23 protein-coding genes are annotated in these 22,398 nt (G+C 70.7%); 13 read left to right on the forward strand and 10 right to left on the reverse strand.

Annotated features, from left to right (window positions below; all coding sequences use genetic code 11):
- The first annotated feature begins 84 nt into the window (after positions 1 to 84).
- The gene (locus MUN33_RS04410; protein ID WP_244803688.1) at positions 85 to 1,437 is read left to right on the forward strand and encodes an adenosine deaminase; all 1,353 of its coding nucleotides are present in this window, start codon (positions 85 to 87) and stop codon (positions 1,435 to 1,437) included.
- 6 nt (positions 1,438 to 1,443) lie between these two features.
- On the opposite strand, the gene MUN33_RS04415 is transcribed toward MUN33_RS04410, so the two are convergent.
- A complete protein-coding gene (locus MUN33_RS04415) occupies positions 1,444 to 2,091 on the reverse strand; it encodes a LiaF domain-containing protein (RefSeq protein WP_244803689.1) in 648 nt (215 codons plus the stop codon).
- Positions 2,092 to 2,233: 142 nt separating this feature from the next.
- Positions 2,234 to 2,998 (reverse strand): hypothetical protein, encoded by a 765-nt coding sequence (locus MUN33_RS04420; RefSeq protein WP_244803690.1) that lies wholly within the window; start codon positions 2,996 to 2,998, stop codon positions 2,234 to 2,236.
- 461 nt (positions 2,999 to 3,459) lie between these two features.
- Between MUN33_RS04420 and MUN33_RS04425 the strand changes: the two genes are divergently transcribed.
- The 9 genes from MUN33_RS04425 (at position 3,460) to MUN33_RS04470 (ending at position 11,632) form a co-directional block, all read left to right on the forward strand.
- Positions 3,460 to 4,461, forward strand: coding sequence for a substrate-binding domain-containing protein (locus tag MUN33_RS04425; protein WP_244803947.1), 1,002 nt, complete (start codon positions 3,460 to 3,462; stop codon positions 4,459 to 4,461).
- On the forward strand, positions 4,458 to 5,450 hold the full coding sequence (locus MUN33_RS04430) for an ABC transporter permease (protein WP_244803691.1): 993 nt from the start codon (positions 4,458 to 4,460) through the stop codon (positions 5,448 to 5,450). The genes MUN33_RS04425 and MUN33_RS04430 overlap by 4 nt, the downstream gene beginning before the upstream one ends.
- Positions 5,447 to 6,223 (forward strand): ATP-binding cassette domain-containing protein, encoded by a 777-nt coding sequence (locus MUN33_RS04435; RefSeq protein ID WP_244803692.1) that lies wholly within the window; start codon positions 5,447 to 5,449, stop codon positions 6,221 to 6,223. The genes MUN33_RS04430 and MUN33_RS04435 overlap by 4 nt, the downstream gene beginning before the upstream one ends.
- 13 nt (positions 6,224 to 6,236) lie before the next feature.
- On the forward strand, positions 6,237 to 6,944 hold the full coding sequence (locus MUN33_RS04440) for a hypothetical protein (RefSeq protein ID WP_244803693.1): 708 nt from the start codon (positions 6,237 to 6,239) through the stop codon (positions 6,942 to 6,944).
- A gap of 82 nt (positions 6,945 to 7,026) precedes the next feature.
- A complete protein-coding gene (locus MUN33_RS04445) occupies positions 7,027 to 7,728 on the forward strand; it encodes a hypothetical protein (protein ID WP_244803694.1) in 702 nt (233 codons plus the stop codon).
- The gene (locus MUN33_RS14155) at positions 7,725 to 9,293 is read left to right on the forward strand and encodes a serine/threonine-protein kinase (RefSeq protein WP_369414919.1); all 1,569 of its coding nucleotides are present in this window, start codon (positions 7,725 to 7,727) and stop codon (positions 9,291 to 9,293) included. Before MUN33_RS04445 ends, MUN33_RS14155 begins: the two co-directional genes overlap by 4 nt.
- 128 nt (positions 9,294 to 9,421) lie before the next feature.
- Entirely contained in the window at positions 9,422 to 10,384 is a 963-nt protein-coding gene (locus MUN33_RS04460) for a hypothetical protein (protein WP_244803695.1), read from the forward strand.
- Between the two features lie 25 nt (positions 10,385 to 10,409).
- Positions 10,410 to 11,051: a hypothetical protein gene (locus tag MUN33_RS04465; RefSeq protein WP_244803696.1), complete on the forward strand. Its 642-nt coding sequence runs from the start codon at positions 10,410 to 10,412 to the stop codon at positions 11,049 to 11,051.
- Positions 11,048 to 11,632: a hypothetical protein gene (locus MUN33_RS04470; protein WP_244803697.1), complete on the forward strand. Its 585-nt coding sequence runs from the start codon at positions 11,048 to 11,050 to the stop codon at positions 11,630 to 11,632. Before MUN33_RS04465 ends, MUN33_RS04470 begins: the two co-directional genes overlap by 4 nt.
- Positions 11,633 to 11,664: 32 nt before the next feature.
- Here the strand turns inward: MUN33_RS04470 and MUN33_RS04475 are convergent, their stop codons facing one another.
- Positions 11,665 to 13,110 carry an HNH endonuclease signature motif containing protein gene (locus MUN33_RS04475; RefSeq protein ID WP_244803698.1) on the reverse strand — a complete coding sequence of 482 codons (1,446 nt, stop codon included), beginning with the start codon at positions 13,108 to 13,110 and terminating at the stop codon, positions 11,665 to 11,667.
- Between the two features lie 366 nt (positions 13,111 to 13,476).
- Here MUN33_RS04475 and MUN33_RS04480 point away from each other — a divergent pair, with 366 nt between their 5' ends.
- Positions 13,477 to 14,022 (forward strand): hypothetical protein, encoded by a 546-nt coding sequence (locus MUN33_RS04480; protein WP_244803699.1) that lies wholly within the window; start codon positions 13,477 to 13,479, stop codon positions 14,020 to 14,022.
- 99 nt (positions 14,023 to 14,121) lie between these two features.
- Here the strand turns inward: MUN33_RS04480 and MUN33_RS04485 are convergent, their stop codons facing one another.
- The 4 genes from MUN33_RS04485 to MUN33_RS04500 are packed head-to-tail and all read right to left on the reverse strand — an operon-like array spanning position 14,122 to position 16,961.
- A complete protein-coding gene (locus tag MUN33_RS04485; RefSeq protein WP_244803700.1) occupies positions 14,122 to 15,420 on the reverse strand; it encodes a SatS C-terminal domain-containing protein in 1,299 nt (432 codons plus the stop codon).
- Positions 15,421 to 15,431: 11 nt separating this feature from the next.
- Complete coding sequence (locus MUN33_RS04490) at positions 15,432 to 15,611, reverse strand: hypothetical protein (RefSeq protein ID WP_244803701.1); 180 nt, start codon at positions 15,609 to 15,611, stop codon at positions 15,432 to 15,434.
- A gap of 13 nt (positions 15,612 to 15,624) precedes the next feature.
- A complete protein-coding gene (locus tag MUN33_RS04495; RefSeq protein WP_244803702.1) occupies positions 15,625 to 16,623 on the reverse strand; it encodes a C40 family peptidase in 999 nt (332 codons plus the stop codon).
- Positions 16,620 to 16,961, reverse strand: a complete 342-nt coding sequence (locus tag MUN33_RS04500; protein ID WP_244803703.1) for a hypothetical protein — start codon at positions 16,959 to 16,961, stop codon at positions 16,620 to 16,622. Before MUN33_RS04500 ends, MUN33_RS04495 begins: the two co-directional genes overlap by 4 nt.
- A 151-nt stretch (positions 16,962 to 17,112) precedes the next feature.
- Here MUN33_RS04500 and upp point away from each other — a divergent pair, with 151 nt between their 5' ends.
- Positions 17,113 to 17,781, forward strand: a complete 669-nt coding sequence (gene upp / locus MUN33_RS04505) for a uracil phosphoribosyltransferase (RefSeq protein ID WP_244803948.1) — start codon at positions 17,113 to 17,115, stop codon at positions 17,779 to 17,781.
- Positions 17,782 to 17,813: 32 nt separating this feature from the next.
- Here upp and MUN33_RS04510 read toward each other — a convergent pair whose 3' ends face one another.
- Entirely contained in the window at positions 17,814 to 19,391 is a 1,578-nt protein-coding gene (locus MUN33_RS04510; RefSeq protein ID WP_244803704.1) for a phospho-sugar mutase, read from the reverse strand.
- Positions 19,388 to 20,293 (reverse strand): purine-nucleoside phosphorylase, encoded by a 906-nt coding sequence (locus MUN33_RS04515; protein WP_244803705.1) that lies wholly within the window; start codon positions 20,291 to 20,293, stop codon positions 19,388 to 19,390. Before MUN33_RS04515 ends, MUN33_RS04510 begins: the two co-directional genes overlap by 4 nt.
- Before the next feature lie 141 nt (positions 20,294 to 20,434).
- Between MUN33_RS04515 and MUN33_RS04520 the strand changes: the two genes are divergently transcribed.
- Entirely contained in the window at positions 20,435 to 21,679 is a 1,245-nt protein-coding gene (locus tag MUN33_RS04520; protein WP_439647830.1) for an amidohydrolase, read from the forward strand.
- Here the strand turns inward: MUN33_RS04520 and MUN33_RS04525 are convergent.
- Positions 21,676 to 22,371 carry a DUF1707 SHOCT-like domain-containing protein gene (locus tag MUN33_RS04525; protein ID WP_244803706.1) on the reverse strand — a complete coding sequence of 232 codons (696 nt, stop codon included), beginning with the start codon at positions 22,369 to 22,371 and terminating at the stop codon, positions 21,676 to 21,678. The genes MUN33_RS04520 and MUN33_RS04525 overlap by 4 nt on opposite strands.
- Between the last annotated feature and the right edge of the window lie 27 nt (positions 22,372 to 22,398).

The raw sequence follows: 22,398 nt of genomic DNA on the forward strand, positions 1-22,398 counted from the left end.
AGTTCCCAGAGTGTATCGGTGGCGCCCGTCGGTAGCGGGGTCCGGCACGGACACGCGCCGGGAGCGGCGCTATCCTGGGGCACCATGAGCGACAGCGAATTCAGCGAGCAGGACGTGACCGCCACCGTCGACCCGGACGTCGTCCGGCGTCTCCCGAAGGTCGAACTCCACGACCACCTCGACGGGGGCCTGCGGCCGCAGACCATCATCGACATCGCGGCGGAGACGGGCTACGAGGGCCTGCCGACCACCGACGCCGCGGAACTGGAGAAGTGGTTCTTCGACGCGGCGAACTCCGGGGACCTGCCGACGTACCTCACCACCTTCGACCACACCACCGCGGTGATGCAGACGCGGGACTCGCTGGTGCGGGTCACCCGGGAAGCGGTCGAGGACCTCGCCGCCGACGGCGTGTGCTACGCCGAGCTGCGTTTCGCCCCCGAGCAGCACCAGGCGAAGGGCCTGAGCCTGCAGGAGGTCGTCGAGGCGACCGTGCAGGGTGTGAAGGAGGGGGAGCGGACCGTCGCCGAGCGCGGCGGCCGTATCCACGTGCGCCTGCTGATGTGTGCGATGCGCCACGCCGACCGTGCCGCGGAGATCGCCCGGCTCACCGTCGACAACCACGGCGAGCACACCCCCGGCGAGGGCTACGTGGTCGGCTTCGACATCGCCGGCGCGGAGGACGGTTTCCCGCCGTCGAACCACGTCGAGGCGTTCCGTATCCTGCGCGAGAACCTCGTGCCGGTCACCGTCCACGCCGGTGAGGCGGCCGGGGTGGAGTCCATCGCCGACGGCCTGCGCCAGGGGGCCGTGCGGATCGGGCACGGGGTGCGTATCTACGAGGACCTCGACGCCACGATGAACGGCATCGAGCTCGGCGAGGTCGCGAAGTTCGTGCGGGACCGCCGGATCCCGCTGGAGATCTGCCCGACGTCCAACACCCAGACGGGGGTCTGCGACACCGTCGCCGACCACCCGTTCAACCTGCTCTACGAACTGGGCTTCACCTGCACGGTGAACACGGACAACCGGCTGGTGTCCGGCTGCACGATGACCGGGGAGATGCTGGCCCTGGCCGAGAACTTCGACCTGGAGTACTGGCAGTTCCTGGAGCTGACCACCAACGCCCTGGACAACGCGTTCTGCGACCAGCCGCTGCGGGAGTCGCTGGAGCGCGAGGTCATCTACCCCGCCTACGCTGAGTTGGGCGGGACCCTGGGCTCCGGCGAGGGCGACTCCGAAGGGCTGGGTGAGCTCCACGGCGATCACGGGCACGTGCACGGTGCCGGGGCCGAGGAGGTCCAGCTGTCGATGGAGAACCTCCGGGCGGAACTGGCCGAGCTGGGGCTGAGCCTCGACGACGAGGACGACACCGTCGGTGAGGACGGCGAGGACGGCGAGGGGTTCGAGGAACCCGGGGACATGGACGGGAAGTAACGGCGGCTAGCCGGAGAGCCAGTCCCACCAGCTCTTCTTCAGCGGTACGCCGGGTTCGGCGACCGTGATCTTCACGCTGCCGAAGGTGGCGTGGCCGGTGAGGACGACGACAGGGGCGCCGGGGCTGAGGCGGGGCCCCTGGTCGGCCTTCACGTCACCGAAGACGAGCGACATCCGGTTCTCCACGCGGACCCCGGGTGGGACGGTGACCTTCACGTCGCCGAAGACCGACGTGATGTGCAGGGTCGTCGTCGGTGCGGACAGTGACGCTTCGCGGAGATCCAGTTCGGTGTTGCCGAAGACGAGGAAGAACGTCTCGGTGGCGGCCAGCTGCATGTCGCCGCCGCGCTTGAGGTCGCCGAACCACAGGTTCTGCGAGGGGGAACTGATCTGGGGGACGGTGTGCCCGCGGGAGAATTCGGGGACGGGGGTCGCCGCCTTCGCCGCGAGCTCCTCGACGTCCCGGCGGCCGCCGTTCCCCAGGACGAGGGCCTCGAGCCGCTCGAACCGCTGCACGTCCGTGGTGGACCAGACCTCGTCGCTGAGCTCGGAGAACTCCGTCAGGTCGATGCGTCCCTGGCCGACAGCCAGTGTCAGGGCGTCGCTGAGTTCGTGCCGGCGCTCGTCGGGGATGCGGTCGGGGAGGTTGGTCATGGGGCTCAGGATACGTGAGTTTACTGTCCTGATGGAACGGAGGAGACACACCTGGAGACACAGCTACCGTATCCCGCCACGGTCGGGGCGTGTGGCAGGTGGGGACCGCCCACTGATTCAGTCTCGGCTCGGAGCCGGACAGTCACGTCTGTGAAGCATCCGTGGCGAAGGGGTCGAGGAGGGGTGGTGCAGGTCTGCTGGAACCCGAATCCCGGAGGTCGATCCACTTCTTCCTGTCGATGAGATTCTGGAGGTGCCGTGCTATCGGTTCGAGGTTCGAGCATGAGTCGTCGGAGGTCAGTGTGATCAGTCCGGGCTCGGTGGTCCGTGAAATGGCGCACGGGACGTCGCTGCTCGATCCGGGAGGATTGCTGACCCTGCTCCAGTTCTCCGCGCCGATCTTCACGTGGGATTCGCGTGAAATGCTACCGCCCTGCACGTAGACGTTCGGGTGTATCCCGACCTCGTCGCCGGTATCCGTGAAGGTCCCTACGCATTTTTCTCCGCTCTCGGAAAGCGTGACGTCTTCCACGTGTACTTCTGCGTAGAACTCCTCGGTTATCCTGCAGTCAGCGAAGGCATTGTCGATGCTGAAGGAATCCCGCACCTCGTCGTCGCTGAGGACGAAATCCCTGTTCGGGTTGATGTCGTCCTGCGGGCCGGCTTTCAGGGCGTAGACGGTGCCCGCAATGATGAATGTGATGACGAGCAGCAGTCCTGCTGTACCTGCAACGAGGTACCGCGGGTCACGGAGGAACCGGTGAAGTCCTGCGTCGAAGGGTGGCCCGGGGTTCGTGGTGGGCTGCGCACCTGCCGGCGCAGGGAACGGTTCCGGTGCCCCGTCGGTGACAGCGGGTCGTGGCGGGGTGGGACGTGGGGTCCTTCGCTGTGGGGCGGAGCTTTGCATGGGCGGCGTGGTGCGGTGCCATCCCTGTCGGGATCCAGTCTGGTGGCCCGCTGGTGCGGAGTCGGGGTGCTGTCGGGAGGGTGGAGTGGGGGAGGTGGAGGCGTCGTCGCGCTTCCAGCGGCCCGGAGGGGGCGTAGGCATCGGTAACTGGCCTTTCTCGAGAGTGGGCGGCCGGGCGGGCCTGTCATCCGGAAGTATTGTGCGGTCGAGTGGACACCGGAGGTCATCGAGTTGGGGAACGGTCCTCAGGGGCCCGGACCGTCATGACGAGGGGAGTGACCGTGACGCGGCGGAAGGGACACGGTGGTCCACTCCGTGGGGAGAGCCCGGGAACGGCGGTCGGCTCGTTTCCTGTGCAGGTGAAGTCACCTGAACCGATCAACTGGATCGGTAAAGTCGCAGGTCAGCTGGTTTGACTTAACCGCTTCAGGCGCATTGACTTGCGGTTTGTGACTTTCAAGATGCGCTTCCGCACCGCCCTGACCGCCGCCGTGACGGCGGTGGGACTGACCACCGCCCTCGCCGCCGCCGGGTGCTCCGCCACCGGCGGTGCCCCGCGCGCCGCCGACGGGGCAGGAGGCGGCGGGACCGTCGACACCCCCCGGTACGTCGTCTCCATGGTCAGCCACGGTGCCCCCGGCGACACCTTCTGGGACCTCGTGCGCAAGGGTGCCGAGGACGCCGCCCGCAAGGACAACATCGAGCTGCGCTACAGCTCCGACCCGCAGGCACCCAACCAGGCCAGCCTGGTGCAGTCCGCCATCGACTCCGAGGTCGACGGCATCGCGGTGACCATGCCCAACGCCAACGCCATCGGACCGGCGGCCCAGCGCGCCGTCGACGCCGGCATCCCGGTCGTCGGCCTGAACGCGGGCATGGAGGAGTACGGGGACTACGGCATGACCGGTTTCTTCGGCCAGGAGGAAGGCGTCGCGGGGCAGCGGGCCGGCGAACGCCTCCGGGAGGAGGGGGCGCAGAAGACGCTCTGCGTGATCCACGAACAGGGCAACACCTCCCAGGAGGCCCGGTGTGACGGCATCAGGAAGGGGCTGGGCGGCGGCTCCGTCGAGATCCTCTACGTCAACGGCCAGGACCTCACCTCGGTGAAGTCCACGGTGCAGTCGAAACTGGCGCAGGACAGCTCCATCGACTGGGTCATGGGGCTGGTCACGCCTGTCTCCCTCGTCGTCGCCGACGCCGCGGAAGCCACCGGGGCGGACGTGAACATCGGCACCTTCGACACGAACGCCGAACTGGTCCCGGCCATCCGGGACGGGCGGATCAGCTTCGCCGTCGACCAGCAGCCGTACCTGCAGGGGTACATGGCCGTCGACGCCCTCTGGCTCGCCAAGCGCAACGGGACCACCGTCGGCGGTGGACGGCCGGTCTACACCGGGCCGAGCTTCGTCGACAAGGGCAACATCGACACCATCGCCGACGCCGCGAAGGAGGGGCTGCGATGAGGGCCGCGGCCGTCCTGCGCCGACCCGAGTTCGCCAGCTTCATCGGGGCGGTGGCGATCTTCGTCCTGTTCCTCGTCGTCGCGCCGAGCTTCCGTTCGATGGACGCCGTCGCCACCGTCCTCTACACTTCGTCGACGCTGGGGATCGTGGCCCTCGCCGTGGGGCTGCTGATGATCGGCGACGAGTTCGACCTGTCCACCGGTGTCGCGGTCACCACCACGGCGCTGGCGGCGACGATGATCGCCTACAACTTCCACCTGCAGACCTGGGTGGGCTCGTTGCTGGCGCTGGCCATCGCGCTGGCCATCGGGTTCTTCAACGGCTGGATGGTCACCCGGACCGGCATCCCCAGCTTCCTGATCACCCTGGCGACGTTCCTCATGCTCCAGGGGCTCAACCTCGCGGTGACGAAACTCGTCAACGACCAGGTCGCCACCCCGGTCATCTCCGACATGCAGGGCTACGAGTTCTGCCGCCGGCTCTTCGCCGGGTCGGTGACGGTGGCGGGCGTGACGGTGCAGGTCACCGTGTTCTGGTGGATCTTCTTCGTCGCGGTCGCCAGCTGGGTCCTGTTCAAGACGCGCTTCGGCAACTGGATCTTCGCCGTCGGCGGGGACAGGGACGCCGCCCGGGCCGTCGGCGTACCGGTGGACCGGGTGAAGATCATCCTGTTCATGACCGTCGCCGCGTCCTGCTGGTTCGTCGGCCAGCACAACCTGTACCAGTTCGACTCCATCCAGGCCGGGCAGGGCGTGGGCAACGAGTTCCTGTACATCATCGCCGCCGTCGTCGGCGGCTGTGCGATGAACGGGGGCAAGGGCACGGCTGTGGGGACCGCCGTCGGTGCCCTGATCTTCGGCATGACCAACCAGGGGATCGTCTACGCCGGCTGGAACCCTGACTGGTTCAAGTTCTTCCTCGGCGGTGTGCTGCTGCTCGCCGTGCTCGCCAACAACTCCTTCTCGAAGTACTCGGAGGCCCGACAGTGAGTGCACCAGACAACCCGCCGGTGATCGAACTCCGCGGCGTCGGGAAGACCTACGGTTCCTTCCGCGCCCTGGACGACGTCAACCTGTCCGTGCAGGAGGGCCACGTCACCTGCGTCCTCGGCGACAACGGTGCGGGGAAGTCCACGCTGATCAAGACGATGGCCGGGCTGCACCCCCCGACAGACGGGGTGATCCTCGTCGACGGGGAACCGGTCACGTTCGCCAACCCGCGTGACGCCCTGGACCACGGTATCGCCACCGTCTACCAGGACCTCGCCGTGGTCGGGCAGATGCCCGTGTGGCGCAACTTCTTCCTGGGCCAGGAGATGACCGGCCGCTTCGGCCGGCTGCGGGAGGCCGAGATGCGCGAGATCACCGCCGACCGCCTGCAACGGATGGGCGTCGACCTCGCGGACGTGTCGGTCCCCGTCTCCTCCCTGTCGGGCGGGCAGCGCCAGGTCGTCGCCATCGCCCGCGCCGTCTACTTCGGAGCGCGCGTGCTCATCCTCGACGAGCCGACGGCGGCACTCGGCGTGAAGCAGTCCGGCATGGTGCTGCGGTTCGTCGCCGCCGCGCGCGACGAGGGGATCGGCGTCATCCTGATCACCCACAACCCGCACCACGCCTACCTGGTCGGGGACCATTTCGTCCTGCTCAACCTGGGCCGCGGCGTCCTCGACGCGTCGCGGGAGGAGGTCACCCTGGAGCAGCTCACCCTGGAGATGGCCGGGGGCGGGGAACTCAATTCCCTGGCGCACGAGCTCGAACGCTAGGAGGATGCCGGGTATGACGTTCCCCCGGCTCTTCCCCGGCCAGATCCTCATCGACGACCAGATCGGCCACCGGGTCGTGCTCGACCCCGGGCAGTCGCTGACCCTCGGGCGCGCCGCCGACTTCCCCCTGGGGATGGACGACGGGTTCATGCACCGGGTCTTCCTGCAGGTGTGGGACACCGACGGGACATGGATGATCACCAACCGGGGCAGCCGCATGGCGGCCAGCATCCAGCCGCGTGCCGAGAACTCCTTCAGCCAGAGCAGGCTGGGGCCCGGGGCAAGTCTGCCGTTGCCGCTCGGGAGGTCCGCCGCGGTGTTCGCCACGTCGGTGACCACCTACGAGATCGACGTCACCGTCGCGGCGACACTGCGTCCCCCGACGGGCGGCACCGGCGCCGGACGCGTCGGCGAGGCCCCGATGACCGTCGGCGAGCTCATCCTCAACGAGGAACAGGTCGACCCGTTGCGGGCGCTCGCCGCACCCCTGGTCCGGCGCCCGGGGACCGACCTGTCCGAGGTGCCGACCGTGCGCGACCTCGAACAGACCTTGGGCTGGTCGCAGAAGAAGGTGAACACCAAGATCGACTACCTCTCGAAGCTCCTCGGGAACAGCGGGGTGCGTGGCTTCTCGGCGCGCAACGGCAATGCGCCGACGCGGCGACTTACCCTGGCACGGTACGCTCAGGAAAACTACTGGTCCCTGAGAAAACAAGTGTAGGACGACAAGAGCGGACCAGGGCAGGACGGTCGGCTGGGCTGACAGCCGGACCAGCGACCGGATGTGGACGGGAGGACACGACGTGGGGAACGACGACTGGGGTTCGCCCGGCTGGGGCTCGCCCGGCCAGACGGGGAACCCGTGGCGGCCGGAGGAGCCGGCGCCGTCCGTGGCAGGGGGTCTCGCCACCGGCGTTGTCCTCACCGTGGTCGCCGTCGTCGTCCTCGTCGTCGCGGTGGTCGCCGCGGGCATGTGGCTGTGGAGCAACCAGGGGGACGGCGACGACACCGCCGCCCCGGCGTTCACCACCGTCCCGGTGCAGACCCCGGCGACGACACCGGGCACCGCCGGCACAGCACAGTCGCCGTCGACCTCGCCGTCGCCGACACCGGCACGTCCGTCCCCGGAGCGGACGACGCGCCCGTCGGACCCGTCGGACGTACCGTCCACCCTGGGTGCGCAGGGGTGGCGCGGGGTCCGCGCCGCGACGTGCAACGCCTCCGACCGGTGGGTCTTCGCCGGTACCAACGGGGAAGACCACGCGGTCGTGTGCCGGGTCGGGGAGCGCGGCGACCTGTACTACCGCGGGTACTACAACAACCGGTCCGCCGAGTACGACATCGACATGCAGCGCGCCGGGTCGGGACGGTGGGTCACCCGCACCCTGGACAACAACGGCTCCCGCGTGGTGATCAGCGGGACCGGCGTCCGTGTCGTCGACGGAGGAGGGGACACCGTCTCCTCCCGCGGGTTCACCTGGAGCTCTGAGGGCGTGGACAGGTGAGCGGCGACAGCGGTCCCACCTGGTCCGGCGCCGGCGGGCCGGACACCGCGCGGCTCGCGGCGGAACTGGAGGCGCGGAGGAACCTCACCGACCTGTCGCTGATCGGACGGGGCGGCATGGGGCAGGTCTACCGGGCCTACGACCGGGGCCTGCGTCGCTGGGTGGCGGTGAAGGCCCTCCGCCCGGACGTCGTCGGCGGTGCAGGGGAGGGCTACCGTCGGTTCCTGGCGGAGATGAGGACCCTGGCCACCATCCGGCACACCGCGGTGGTCAGCATCCACTACGCCGACACCGCGTCCGACGACGGCACCGCCGCCTACTTCGTCATGGACTACGTCGACGGAGGCGACCTGGACGGGGCCCTGGCCGACCGGAGGCGCACCGGCCGGAAGTTCACCGTCGACGAGGTCGACCGGGTGCTGCGGCCCGTCGCGGACGCCCTCGACCACATCCACCACCGGACGCCACCGGTGGTCCACCGGGACCTCAAACCGGCGAACATCCTGCTGCCCCGCGACCCGCGGGGCGGTGCCGGGACCACCGCTGTTCTGACCGACTTCGGCATCAGCATCGCCGGCGACGACACCCGTGTGACCTCGACCGGCCTGGTCATCGGTACCGAGCGGTACATGGCGCCGGAGATCTTCACCGTGGCCAGCACCTACGGTGCGCACCTCGTCGACTACAGTCCCGCCACCGACAGGTACGCCCTCGCGCTCATCGCACTGGAGATGCTCACGCTCACCGCGTTCCGTGACACGATGTCCACGGCGGCGTGGCGGGGTGACCGGACACCTCCCCGGCTCACCGCCGACGACCTGGCGGCGTCGGACGCGGCGGTCGCGCCGCAGGTGGCCGGGGTGTTCCGACGGGCGTTGGACAACGACCCGGCCCGACGTTTCCCCACCGCCGTGGCGTTCCTCGACGCGCTGCGGGACGCCGCGGCGGGGCAGGCGGGGCAGGCGGGGCAGGTGGGTGAGGCGGGTCAGACCCGCGAGCTGCCGGGACCGTGGGGCACGGCGCCTGCGCCGGTGCCGCCGTCGTCCGGTGCGCCGCGGTCAGGTGCGCCGCGGTGGCGGACGCCCGTCGCGCTCGGCGCCGTCCTGACGATCGTCGGCGCGCTCGCGGTGCTGGGGTTCGTGGGGTACCGGCAGTTCCTGACCCCCGGCTGGGACGCACGCGACGCCAGGATCGTCGCCGCGTTCCCCGACCTGCTGCCGGAACGGCAGGGGCAGCACGGCTGGCGGGGGATGACGTGCGAGAGTGGTGAGCCCCGGGGCGAGGAGGGGGCGCGGGTGAACTGCCACGGCGACGACCTCACCATGGCCGTCGTCGACTTCGGTGACGAGGACGTCCGCGCGTCCTACGTGCCCGTGGACGGCGTCCGGGACCTGGAGGCGGACGGCTGCCGCATCCGGGTCGCCCCCGCCACCGGTACCGGTGCGGCGATGGGCGTCTTCCCGGAGACCGGGGACCGGACGCGCTACGCGATGCTCCTCACCGGCACGACGGTGGACTCCGCCTCCACGGCCACCGACGTCGTGGGGGACATCCCCGTCTGCTGACCGCCTGCCGGCACGGCGGGTGGCGCGGGTTGCAGGTGTTCCCCGGCCCGCCCGATGTATTAAGGTGCCCCTGACAGCTCTTCGAAGCTTCAGCGAGGCCCGGCGAGACACCCACGACAAGGAATCCCATGGCGAACTACGACCTGTACACCGAACTTCAGCTCGACAAGGACATGCCGCCGTACGAGATAGCGGAGGTCCTCGGGGAGCGTGCCGCCGACCTGCGGAACCGGGGGTACGGTGCCGACTCCCCGGAGATCGACCAGGTGGAGACCGCCCGCGTGATCCTGGGCGACCCCTACAAGCGGGACATCTACGAGGCCGCGCTCTACGGGCCGGAGGACGACGTGGTGAACATCCGTTGGCTGCACGACCTCGCCGACTCCCAGTCGCCCGGTGCAGTGCCGGGCGCGGCACCCAGTGTGGCACCCGCTGCGGCGGCGGGGTCGCCGTCGTACAACTACAGCGCGTCCTACGAGCCGCTCCCGGACATGACGCGCGCGGAGCCGGCCGGCCCGTCCTCCGACGTCACCCGCGCACACTCGGTCGACGGCGGTGCCGGCTCCGCCCCGGACACCGAGGTGACCCGTGTGACGCCTGCGGTTCCGGAGCAGACCCCCGGAGAGGCAGCGGCCCAGGGCCCGGAGGCCGACGACGTGCCCGACCGTCCCGCCGGCGACCTGTCGGTGGGGGCACCCGGTGAGATGACCGGTGGCCCGGCGCAGTCGGCGAACAGCTGGCAGCAGGGGCCGGCCGGTGGATTCGCCGGTGGTCCGCACCAGCCGCACCAGCAGCCCGCGCCGCGGTCGCAGCGGCCGACGCCCCAGCTGGACGTGACCACCTGGGGTGTCGGTGACCGTACCCGCAGTGAGTCGAAGGTCTACCTGTCGATTCTGGCGGTCATCGCCGTGGGTATGATCTACCCGCTGATCGTGTTGCTGACCGCGGGTGCGAACGACCTGAACGCAGGGCTGGCCGTGATGAAGGCGACGGTGTTCACCCTCGCCCACGTCGCGTTCTGGACGAGCGTCAACGAGATCGTCTGGGGCGTCCGGAAGATCGTGGCGCCGAACCCGCCGGCGGGGAAGTAGATTGCGCGAGGAGCCTGACGGCGGCATGACGAAGCGCCGCTACGTGCACGCGCTGGTGACCCACCCGCTGATCGCCGCGTTGATCACGGTGGTCCTCTCCCTCGTCTCGGTTGTCGGCCTGGCGCTTCCCTGGGCACGGATGGCCGTCAGTGCGGCGCCGGGAGGGTCCGGCGACGCCGACATGTTCTTCACCCTCTCGGGCTTCGGCACGATGGTGAGCACCTTCGAGGCGGTCGGGCTGCAGGAGTCTCGGATTGAACCCGCGTTCCTGTCCACCGGCGTCGTGCTGCTGTTCCTGGCACTGGCGAGTGCCGTGCTGATCGCCTTCACCGCGTTGCGCCGGATCGCGGCACTGGTGGTGGCGGGTTCGGGCGCGGGGCTCGCCGCATACGCGGTCTACGGCCTGGTGACCGGGATGGGGCTCGAGAAGAGGATGTTCAGCGGCGACGCCTCGGGCATGGGTGAGCAGGAGGCGGCGCTCGTCCAGAGGCTGCTGGACGCACTCACGACGTCGACCGGTCCGGGGGAGTACGTGGTCCTGGTCGCTGGCGTTCTCCTCCTGCTCCTCGGTGGCTACCTCGCTGTCCGGGCGGGGTACCCGTGGCTGCCGGCGACAGGAACCACGACGCCGGGCACGGGACGGACCACCCACGAGGAACCGCGGTGACATCCCGACACCGCGTCCTGGGTGGGGGAGGCACCGCGGTGCTGGTCGTCGTGGCCGTCGTCGCGGTGGCGGCGTCCGTGGTGGCGTTCCTTCTGTGGCGCCCGGGGAATGGCGGGCAGACCGCTGCGCCGGCATGGACCACCGTCACCGCGGCGGATGCGACGGTCACCGTGACCGCTGACCGTGGTGACCGCGCTGACCGTGGCGAGCCCGGAGAGCGGTCCACGGACGGCAGCGCGGCGGACGGCGACGGTCCGTCCGGCAGGTCGACGGCGGGTGAGCCCGCCGGCGCCGTGATGCCCTGTGACGGTCGGGGAGTGCTCATCGTCTCCTCGGTGATGGGGGACAGCCCGTCGTTCCGTTCCGAGGTCGACGGTGCTGTGTCCGCCAACCCCGGCGCCGTCCTGCTGGACCCGGGACACTGCCCCTCGTTGCGCGCGACGGTCGACGGCACCACGGTGCATCCCGTTGTCGTGGACTACGGCGACGACCGGGCAGCACTGTGTCGCGCCGCCGTGTCCACGCCGGGCAGCAATGCGCGTCTCCTGGATGACGACACCTCCTACTCGAGTCCGTGCTGATGCGGTGATGCGGTGTTGCGGTGCGGGGTCTCTTACGGGGGTTCGGCACTGTCCCTGAACACCCGTCGCCGGGCGTCACCCGGGTGGCGTCGTGTCGTGGGGTGGTCGTTGTGGGCTGGACGACGCTCGGGGTCGACGGTCACCGGAGGGATCCAGTCGACCCGTCTGCCTGAGCCCCTGGGGGCCTTCAGGGTCCACCAGCGGTCCTCGTGTTCGCGGGAGTCGTCCACCTGGGCATGCATGCTCGGGGAGGCCAAGGTGAGGTTGTCCAGGTCGGTGGGGCCACCGGCGCTCCACCCGTTGATGTGGTGGACGTGGCAGTGGGCCGGCGCGGAGTCCGACCCCGGTGCTGAACTGATCCCCTCCTCGCCGACGAGTGCGAGGTACTGGTGCAGGTCAGCGAGCCGGCGGGAACGGCCGAAGGTCAGTGTCCTGCCCTCGACATCCAGGACCTGGAGGTAGGTGTCCAGGTCCACGTCGGGCCGGTTGAGCAGCGTGGCTGCGGGGACATGGGTCCCCACGTCGGTCAGTGCGGTCCCTGACCGGCTGACCAGCTGTTCGACCGGCATGACGGCGACGATCGTCGTCGCACCGCGTCCCGGTGTCAGCGCGCGGCCGCGCCCGTACCCGTGATGGACGACGGCGCTGAGCGCGTCGTGACGACGCTGTTCGGGAAGCCGGTCGTCCAGGGCCGTGTCCGCGTCCTCGACGAGATCGCCGGTTTTGGCGTAGTCCGCCATCAGACGTTGGAGCGATGCCGCGAGTTCCGGGGTCAGTAGTCCCCGGACAGGCGTCATGCCGTCGCACCCCTGCTGTCCGATGGTGAAGGAGCGCATCCTGGCGTGGTCCTTCTCCGTGTAGGGCTCTTCTGCCCCGACGAGATCGAGCAGGAACGAGCGTAGGGCATCGAGTACGTCCGGCCCCTGCTTCCGGGCGAGGTCAGCCACCGGGCCGTCGGCGACGCGCGTGATCTCGTCCTGGACCTGCGCCGGCAGTGCGCGGATCTGTTTGTCGACCTTCTCCACCCCGAGGGCGTCGAGGCCACCGTCGGTGACCAGAGCAGTCAACTGGGGCATGTGGTCCGGATGGGTGGCGGTGGGGTCGGCGCCCCACGGGTCCGGCCGTTCGGCGACGCGGGTCCATGCCGCGAGGCGGTTGCGTGCATCGCGCAGTGTGGTGGTGAAGATCTGGCTCACCGCGCGGGCCTGACGCTGCGGCCCCGCCGGTAGTTCGGCTTCGTGGCTCGACAGGAAGGCGGCGTCGGCGACCGTCAGCTTCTTGCGGGAGCGCTCCATCCGGTCTGCCGCCTGCAGCCGGTCGTCACTGGAGAGACGGCCCCAGGTGTCCGGACCGTGTGCGATGATGTCCTCGACCGCGTCGGCCATCCGGTCCAGGGCATCCAGCAGGTCGGTTGTGGATCCGACCGGTGGTGCCGGAGGTTGCTGCTGCGACATGTCCCGCCCCTCTCTGTCGAACATGAGTTCCGAAGTCCCGCCCAGTGCTCTTCGTCGTCTGGTTATCTACGCTATCATTCGATAGTATGTTCGGCAAGACATTTTTTCGGCCGGGATCACCTGGCGCCCGGTGAAGAGCATCCGGACCGTGGGCACTAACGTGCACCGGGACGGGACAAGTACGGGTCAGTGACGGAAGATGCGACGTGTGCCGAAGGGGGCACTGGAAGGTGGTCGACGATGGACAGGGATTCCTGGGGGCGCGGTGGAGGAGAGCAGCACCCGCCGACGAGCCCACCGATATACCCGCCGACATACCCGCCAGCGGGCGCTCCGGCGGGTGCAACGGCGGAAGCCGTGACGTCGTCGCAGAGCAGGACGGTCGTTGCGGTGGTTCTGGGTGTGCTCGTGGTGCTCATCGCCGCCGGGGCGGCCGGCCTGTGGTTCATCAGCCGCGATGCGCCGGAACAGGTGGCGGAGGCTCCGGCGGGCTCGTCGTCGGAGGCGGTGGACGACTACCTCGTCGACGACGGCGACAGCCCGGCCATGGATGATGCGGTGCCGGGGGAGGAGCTCCCGCCCGGGCTCGGCTACACCGGCTACACCGACTACGAGCATGCCGGGTGCGACGGTCTCGACACCTGGGTCTACGCCGGGGAAGGTGGTGGATCGGCGGTCGTGGTGTGTGTCTCCGACCTCGACGGCTCCCTCTACATGCGGGGAGATTTCGCGGACTGGCCCGGCAGTGGCCCGGCGCAGGGTGACGTCGTGATGGGCGGCGACGTCGACGTCGTCAACGGGATCTACACTGCCCGCGTGGACGGCGGTGTCGTCCTCTTCCATGGCACCGACGTGTGGTTCGAGGGTGATCGCGGTGGGGATCCCCTCGCGCAGTTCGAGTCCTTCTGGTACGACGACACCATCTGGGGGCCGTGACCCCGTCGGCGCCTGCAGCCCCTCCCGGAGCCCTCCCGGAGCGCTCTCAGCCACGGCGTGGCAGGGGGTTCGGGCGGCGCCCGGGGAGGAGGGACGGCGTTAGAACTTGGTGAAGCGGTTCGTCAGGTTCTCCTCCAGCCGGGTCCAGCCGTTGGCCTCCTCGTCGAACGGTGCGGTCGGAGTCGCCGCGGACGGGGAGCCGAGCATGTAGGCGATGTAGTCCTGGAGACGCGGGTACGCCAGCAGCACCTTGTTGACTCCGTCGTCCTTCGCCCAGTCGGCGGCGTCAGCCAGCAGCTCGTAGGCACGGCCCAGCTGCGCGGTGTCCACGGCGTCGACGCCGTCGACGATGTCGCTGCGCAGCCCGGTGAACCCGTACACGTTCGACGGGTGCACCGTGACCTCCAGCTCACCGGCGTTGGCGAGGGTGACCAGGTCGCCCCAGGTCTCCATCTCGGCGAGGTCGTGGTCCTTCGCGTCGACGATCCACCGCACGAGGGAACGGGACGAGGGGAAGGTGTTGATCTCCCCGAGGCGGCCCAGGAAGACCGGGGACCGGTTGCCGACGTAGCACCGCAGCGTGTAGACGGTCGTGCCGTCCACGGTGATCCGGATCGGGTCGATACCGGCGTTGCCCCACGGCGTCGAATCGTAGGGGTCGACGGCGTCGTCGCCGGCATCCTTACCGGCAGCCTCGCCAGAGCCGTCCACCACAGCCGGGGCGGCCCCCGGGGCGTCGCCGTCGGCGGGCTCCGCGCCGGGGGCGTCCGCCTGCTCCTCCCGGGCGGCTGCATCGTCGATACGGCGCTGGGCGTCGGCGATGAGCGAGGCGGCGTTGTCGCCGAGATCCGGGGTGACCAGTGCACTGTCCACGGCGTCGAGGAGCTCCACCCAGTTGTCCCGCACGGTGTACCCCACGCTCGACCATTCGGCGAGACCGTTCTCGCCGGCGTAGTGGTCCTGCCCGCGGCTTACGTTGGACAACAGGGAGTACGAGCGGAACCAGCGGTTCACCCGGTCGATACCGCAGACCGTGCCGAGGGACCGCAGGACCTGGAAGGCGTTCGAGACGGTCCGGGTATTCTCGAAGGACGGCCGGCCCGCGAGCCTGTTGGGCAGGTCGATGAAGCTGACACTGCCACCTTTGCGGGGCGTCACCTTGGTTTCGGCCCGGTCCATGAACGCCGGCCAGTCCGGGTGCTCCGCCAGGTCATGGGCGGACGAGGCGGTGATGCCGGCGAGGAGCGCCGCGGGTGACTCGAACGCGAAGACACCGGAGTCGTCACCGAGGAACGCCTGCCACTGTTCCCCTCGGGACACCCAACCTGGTGCCCACAGGGTGTAGAACGTTCCGGCGGTTGTCTCGAGCTCGAGGGTCACGATTCCGTTGTCTGCCATGGCGACTTATTTTAGCTGGGCGGACGCCTGCGGTCGATGACCGGACCTCCGTGTGCGCCCGAGGCGGAGAACAGGTCGGCACGGAGGACGGCGGGGACGGTCGGCGGCGGTTCACCGAGGAACTGCTGGACGTTGTAGTCCGGCACCGGGGGTGTGGTCGTGATGCGGGCGAGGCCGCGGTTGGTGGGCATCCGAGTCTCCTCCTCAGGCGGTGGGGCGGTAGAAACCGAGGAACCCCATACCGATGTTCTCTGTTCTCACGGGGTTGATCTGGACGGGGTCACCGGCCTCGATCATCTGACCGTCTCCGGTGACCATCGCGACGTGCCCGTCCCAGACCACCAGGTCGCCGGGCGCCAGTTCGTCGGCGCTGACGCGCGCCCCGACCGCCTGCTGGTCGGCGGTGCGCGGCAGGTCGACACCGGCCTGGCCGTACGCCCACTGGGTCAGGCCGCTGCAGTCCAGGCCCGACGACGGCGACGTCCCGCCCCACACGTAGGGGGTGCCCAACGCGCTCTTCGCGGCGTTCACCGCGGCCGCCGCCTCCGGGGTGGGCGCACCCGCGACGGGGGCCCCGGGGTCCCCGCCCTCCGGAGCGTCTGCGCCGTCAGTACCGTCGGTAGTTCCGCCGACCACCGCTCCCGCCGTCCCGTCCGCTCCCGCCGGCGCGGCGGGAGCAGTGGGGGACGGCGGTGCCGTGGGGAGCGACGCCTCCACCGTCTGCACCTTCGCGAGGAGGACGTCGAGCTCGGTGCCGAGCGCGTCCAGCCGCGCCTGCGCCCGCACCAGGTGCGTGCAGGCTATCTCCAGGGCCGCCGCCGGGGTCGCCGGGGACAGGGGAGCGGTGGCCACGGTCCCGACGAGCTGCCGGAGACACTGCTCGGCGATGTCGAGGATGTCGGCGCCGGCGCGGTTGACGGCCGCCGCCGCGTCCTGCGCCACCGACTCCACCTCGGCGGACGCCCGGAGCAGCTCACCGGCGTCGGCACCGGCGGCCAGGAGACTGTGCACCGCCGCGGTGCCGGCGGCACCGCGCAGTGCGTCGTCCACCCCGGCGGGAAGGTGCCGCGCCAACTCGGTCACGAGCTCCTCCGGCGGCCCCGCCCCGGCCCCCAACAACGGCGACAGCGGGTGGTGGCCGGTTTCCGCCACGTCCGGCATGAGCCTGCGTACCGGTTCGACGAGGGCGAGCAGATCCGTCACGCCGCACCACCCGTCCGCAGCGTCCGGAACGCCATGGACGCGTCCTCCTCAGCCCCGCCCATCCGGGCGGCCGTGTCGGAGAGCGTGGCTGCGCTGGCGCGGTAGAACGCACTGAACGCCGCCAGCCCGTCCGCCTGCCGCTGGCGGGCGCGGGCCAGCGCCGCCTCCAGCCGCGCGGCCTGGGGGATACCGGCACGCAGGACCGCGGGATGCGGGGGACCGGTCGAGGACAGTCGGTCGGCGACCTCACCGATACGGGACGCCGCCCTGCCGAGGGCCTCGCTGTCGGCGGTCAGCCCCGCCGCTGAGCTGTACTGGGACGCGATTACGATTGCCATGGTGAGAGAGACTCACGCGGGGGCTCGGAGGTTCCCGGGTACGTGGGTTATTTTGGACATCATGACAGTGTCAGCAGAGTCACCAGAGCCAGCAGCGGCAGCAGAGCGAGCGGAGTCGGAGCGATCCTCCCGGAACGTCGCGGCGGCGCCGATGGAGGTCGTCGAGGTCGACCACCCCCTCGCCGCCTCCCGCCTGACGATCATGCGGGACGCCCGCACCGACAACGTCGCCTTCCGCGGCGCCCTGGCCGACCTCGGGGCGATGCTGGTCTACGAGGCCGCCCGTGACCTGGAGACCACGGAGTTCTCCGTGCAGACCCCGGTGGCGACGGCGACGGGCCGACGGCTCGCCGACCCACCGATCATTGTCCCGATCATCCGCGCCGGGCTGGGGATGATCGACCCTGCGCTGTCGATGATCCCCGACGCGCAGGTCGGGTTCCTCGGGATGGCACGGGACGAGGAGACCCACGAGCCGGTGCCCTACCTCGAAGCGCTCCCGGACGACCTGTCGGGGCGGACGGTCTTCCTGGTCGACCCGATGCTGGCCACCGGCGGCTCCCTGCTGCATGCGTTGCGGCTGGTGGCCGAGCGTGGCGCGACGGACATCGTCGTGGTCTGCATGGTCGCCGCCGTGCCGGGTGTGGAGGTGGTCCGCACCTCGGGCTACCCGGTGAAGCGACTGGTCACCGCGACGATCGACCCGGAGTTGGACGAGAACTCCTACATCGTCCCCGGCCTCGGTGACGCCGGCGACCGCCTCTACGGCCCGCGCAACATCGACCTCACGGACCCCGCGACGGTCGCGGGGAACTCCTAGCCCCAGGTCTTGCCGCAGATCCAGGCCCGGATCTAGCCCCGGACGGCGGCGACGAGGCGCGCCAGCGTCGTCTCGACGGCGGAGACGTCGGTCCCTGCCTCCCCGGCGACCTGCAGGTAGAACTTCGCCTTCGGCTCGGTCCCGGAGGCGCGGGCGATCACCCGGCAGTCCAGCTGCGTCCCGGCAGCCCCTGCAACCCCCGTGCTCCAGGTCAACCGCACCCCGGACGCCGGGTCGGTGCCGTCGAGCGGCACGGCCGTGACCGGTGTGCCGCCGGTGAGCTCCGCCGGGGGTGTCTGCGCCCAGTCGGCCACGAGCCGGGCGGCGTCGGCGGCGGACGCGCAACGCACCGGGACCTGGGAGGTGCGGACCGGCCCGAAGTCGTCGTCCAGACGTCGGAGCTCGTCCTGCAGGGAGGAGCCGTCGGCCTTGAGTTCGGCGGCCCACGTGGCGGCGAGCAGGGCGGTGGCGAAGCCGTCCTTGTCGGCGACGGTACCGGGGAAGGGACACGTCCCGATCGCCTCCTCGTAGGCGTAGGCCAGGTCGGCCGGTGCGTCGTCGGCGGCGCGTGCGAGGTTCTTGAACCCGGTCATCGTCTCCCGGTAGTCCCACCCGCGGGCGGCGGCGATGCGTCCCAGCAGGCCGGACGAAACCACGGTCGTGGCGACGACGGGTGCCGGCCCGTCGCCGTGGGGGTGCAGGTCGACCGCCCGCTGCGCCAGCAGGGGGCCGGTCTCGTCACCGCGGAGCATCCGGAACCCCGTACCGGCGCCGTCACGGGTGTCGGGGATGCCGACCATGCACCGGTCAGCGTCCGGGTCCACCGCGATGAGCAGGTCGGGACGTTCGTCGGGTGCGGCGGCGGACGCCTGGGCCAGCAGCAGGTCGCAAGCGCCGGGCTCCTCCGGGTTCGGGAAGTCCACGGTGGGGAACTCGGGGTCGGGCCAGCGTTGGGCGACGACGGTGTCGGGGCGGTGGAAGCCGGCCCGGCGGAAGGACTCCTCCAGGGTGTTGCCGCCGACCCCGTGCAGTGCGGTGTAGAGCACCTTGAGGTCGCGCCGCGCCGCCAGCACCTGCCCGTCGCCGGAGGACAGCGGGGCGGCGACGGCGGACACGTACCCGTCCACCGCGCCGAGGTCCAGGGACACGGTGGGGGAACGCGGGACGTCCGGTGCCTCCGGCTGCCGGTCGATCAGGGCCTCGATCTCGCGGTCTGCGGGGCTGACCAGTTGCGACCCGCCGGCGAGGAAGAGCTTGTAGCCGTTGTCCTCCCGGGGGTTGTGGCTGGCGGTGATCTGCACCCCGGCGTCGAGGCCACGGTGTTTCACGGTCCACGCCAGCGCGGGCGTGGGGGAGGGGTGGGCGATCAGCGTCACGTCGAACCCCGCCCCCGCGAACGTCTCGGCGGCGGCGCGCGCCATGGCGTGGGATCCGTAGCGTGAGTCGTAGCCGACGGCGACGGACACCGGTGAGTCCCCGGTGTGCCGGGCCTGCAGCCACGCGGCCACCCCGCCGCTCGCCCGGGTCACCGTCGACACGTTCATCCTGTCGGGGCCCGGGCCCACCGGGGCGCGCAGTCCCGCCGTCCCGAACCTCAGGTGCGCACTCATCGTCCGACCTCCGTCGCGCCGAGCCGTTCCAGCAGGGTCCGCAGCAGTGACCCCACCTCGGTGGCGGACGCGGCGCCGGCGGCCAGCACCTCGCGGTGGTCCAGCGGTTCCCCGGTGATCCCGGCAGCCAGGTTCGTCACCAGCGACAGGCCGAGCACCTCCAGGCCCTCCGCGCGGGCGGCGATGGTCTCGTACACCGTGGACATGCCGACCAGACCGGCGCCGAGGGTGCGCAGCATCCGGATTTCCGCCGGCGTCTCGTACTGCGGCCCCGGCATCATCGCGTACACCGTCTCGCGCATCCCCGGGCGCAGGTCCTGCATCACCGACCGCAGGTCGGGGGAGTAGGCGTCGACCAGGTTGACGAAGTCGGCGCCGACCAGGGGCGTGCGCCCCGTCATGTTCAGGTGGTCGCCGATCAGCACCGGTTCACCGACGGTCATGCCGTCGACGAGCCCGCCCGCGGCGTTGGTGAGGACGACCCGGCGTACCCCGGCGGCCGCGGCCGTCCGCACCGCGTGCACCGTCCGCCACACCGGGTGGCCTTCGTAGGCGTGGGTCCGTCCCAGCAGGACCAGGACCCGCAGTCCGCCGATCTCCAGGCTGCGGACCGTCCCGCCGTGGCCGGCGGCGGTCGGGGGCAGGAACCCGGGCAGGTCCGACATGGGGAACTCCGTCACCGTCGGGGACGGTGCGGCGTCACCGGAGCCGGGACCTGCGCCGCACAGGACGTCGGCGGCCGGGCGCCATCCGGAACCGAGGACGACGGCGACGTCGTGGGCGTCCCGTCCGGTCCGGCGGGCGAGTTCCGCGGCCGCGGTCGCCGCGAGGCCCGTGGTGTCTGCCGTGGTTCCTGCCGTGGTTTCTGGTGCAGTCTGTGTCGTGGGCACTGAGTCAGGCATGGGACCAGCATAGGACGGAGCCGGTGTCCCGGGGGCCGGGTACGCCCCGCGGTGGGACGACGGGGGTGGCGCGGCTAAGATGGCGGGGAACGGCTTTCACGAGCCCCACCCCGATCATCTTCGCTAAGGAGCACCGCTTCAGTGAGCACTCTTGGTTCCGCCGACACCGTCCCGGTGGTTGACGCCGTCGCCGCCTGGACTGTCGACAACCACGACACCGTGATCGGGTGGCGCCGCCATCTCCACTCCCACCCGGAACTGTCCCACCAGGAGACCGGGACCACGCAGTTCATCGTCGACCGGCTCACGGACGCCGGGCTCACGCCGCGTCGGCTGCCCGGCACCGGGGTCACCGTCGACATCGGGGGAGAGGCGGGGGCGCCGGCGATCGCCTTCCGGGCGGACATCGACGCCCTGCCGCTCACGGAGGCCACCGGCCTGGACTTCGCGTCGCGCACCCCCGGGGTGATGCACGCCTGCGGGCACGACATCCACACCACGGTGGTCCTGGGGCTGGCCTGCGCACTCGCCGAGTACGACCGGGAGCACGGGCTGGAGCAGCGGGTGCGCTGCATCTTCCAGCCCGCCGAGGAGGTCCTGGACGGCGGCGCCACCGACGTGATCCGCGCCGGCGCGCTGGAGGGCGTGAGCCACATCTTCGCCGTGCACGCCGAACCGAAGCTGCGCGCCGGCCAGGTCGGCGTGCGCACCGGGGCGATCACCTCCGCCACCGACGTCGTGGAGCTCGTCGTGCGTGGCCCCGGCGGGCACACGAGCCGGCCGCACCTCACCGCCGACGTGGTCTACGCCGTCGGTCTGCTGATCACCCAGCTGCCGGGGCTGCTGTCGCGCCGGGTCGACCCGCGGACCGGGACGGTCCTGACGTTCGGCGCGGTGAACGGCGGCTCGGCGTTCAACGCGGTCCCGCAGGAGGCGACCCTGCTGGGCACGTTGCGCACGGGCAGTCCCACCGTCTGGCGGGAGCTGGACACCCTGTTCCCCCGGCTCGTCGAGCAGATCCTGGCGCCGACGGGGGCGACGGCGGAGATCCGCTACACCAAGGGTGTCCCGCCGGTCACCAACGACGACGCCTGCACCGCGATCATGGCGCAGGCGGTCAAGGACGTCGACCCGCACGCCCTGCAGGAGGCGCCCCAGTCCTCCGGCGGCGAGGACTTCAGCTGGTACCTGGAGCATGTGCCCGGTGCGATGGCGCGCCTGGGCGCCTGGACCGGGTCGGGGGAGAAGCCCGACCTGCACCAGCCGAATATCGTGCTCGACGAGGCGTGCCTGCCGGTGGGTGTCCGCCTGTTCGCCGGTGTCGTCGACCAGTTCGCCCGGTTGGGACGGCCCGGCACCCACGGCCGGGTCCTCGGCGTCGACTAGCTGCCGGAGCCGTCCTTCTTCCCCCGCCGGGGACCGAACCGGTCCACCGCGCCCTTCATCGCCTGCTGGGCGAGGTCGACCGCGTCGCCGGTCATCTCGCTGGTGCGCAGCTTACGGCGTGCCTTCTGCTCCTCCAACGCCAGTTGCTGGGTGTGCTGCTGTTCCTCGAGCGCCAGCCGGTGCTCGCGACGCAGACGCCGGACCCGGGCCCGCTCCAGGGCCTCCGGGCTGGGCGCGTGCCAGGAGTCGGGCCCGATCTTCAGCACGTAGAGCAGCACCGCCACCGCCGGGATAAGCAGCAGGATGAGCGCTGCGGCGGGACTGCCCGCGAACGCGATGACACCTCCCAGGGACGCCAGTGTGGTCAGCGCCATGATCCCGGCCCGTGGCCGGGCGCCGCGGCGGTGCTGTTCGGCGAGTTCCCCGGCGGAGTAGACGGACACGTCGGTCCCCGGTGAGACGGGGTGACCGGGTGGGCCGGGCTGGTTCGGCAGTGTCGGCAGGTCGTGGAAGAGGACGTCGAGTTCCTGCCGGGTCTGGGCCGCGGCGGCGTCCCGGCACCGGTCGTCGTACTCGGAGAGGGTGATCCGTCCGTCGGCGAAATGGACCGCCAGGACCGACAGGGCGGCCTCCCGGTCGGCGTCGCCGACGCGCACGGAGGGGTCTCGGGGGTCACGGGACATGGACACCATGGGCACCATTGTAGAGCAGGGGCTGTA

This window comes from Corynebacterium kalidii, assembly GCF_022869005.1.
Lineage (GTDB): Bacteria > Actinomycetota > Actinomycetes > Mycobacteriales > Mycobacteriaceae > Corynebacterium > Corynebacterium kalidii.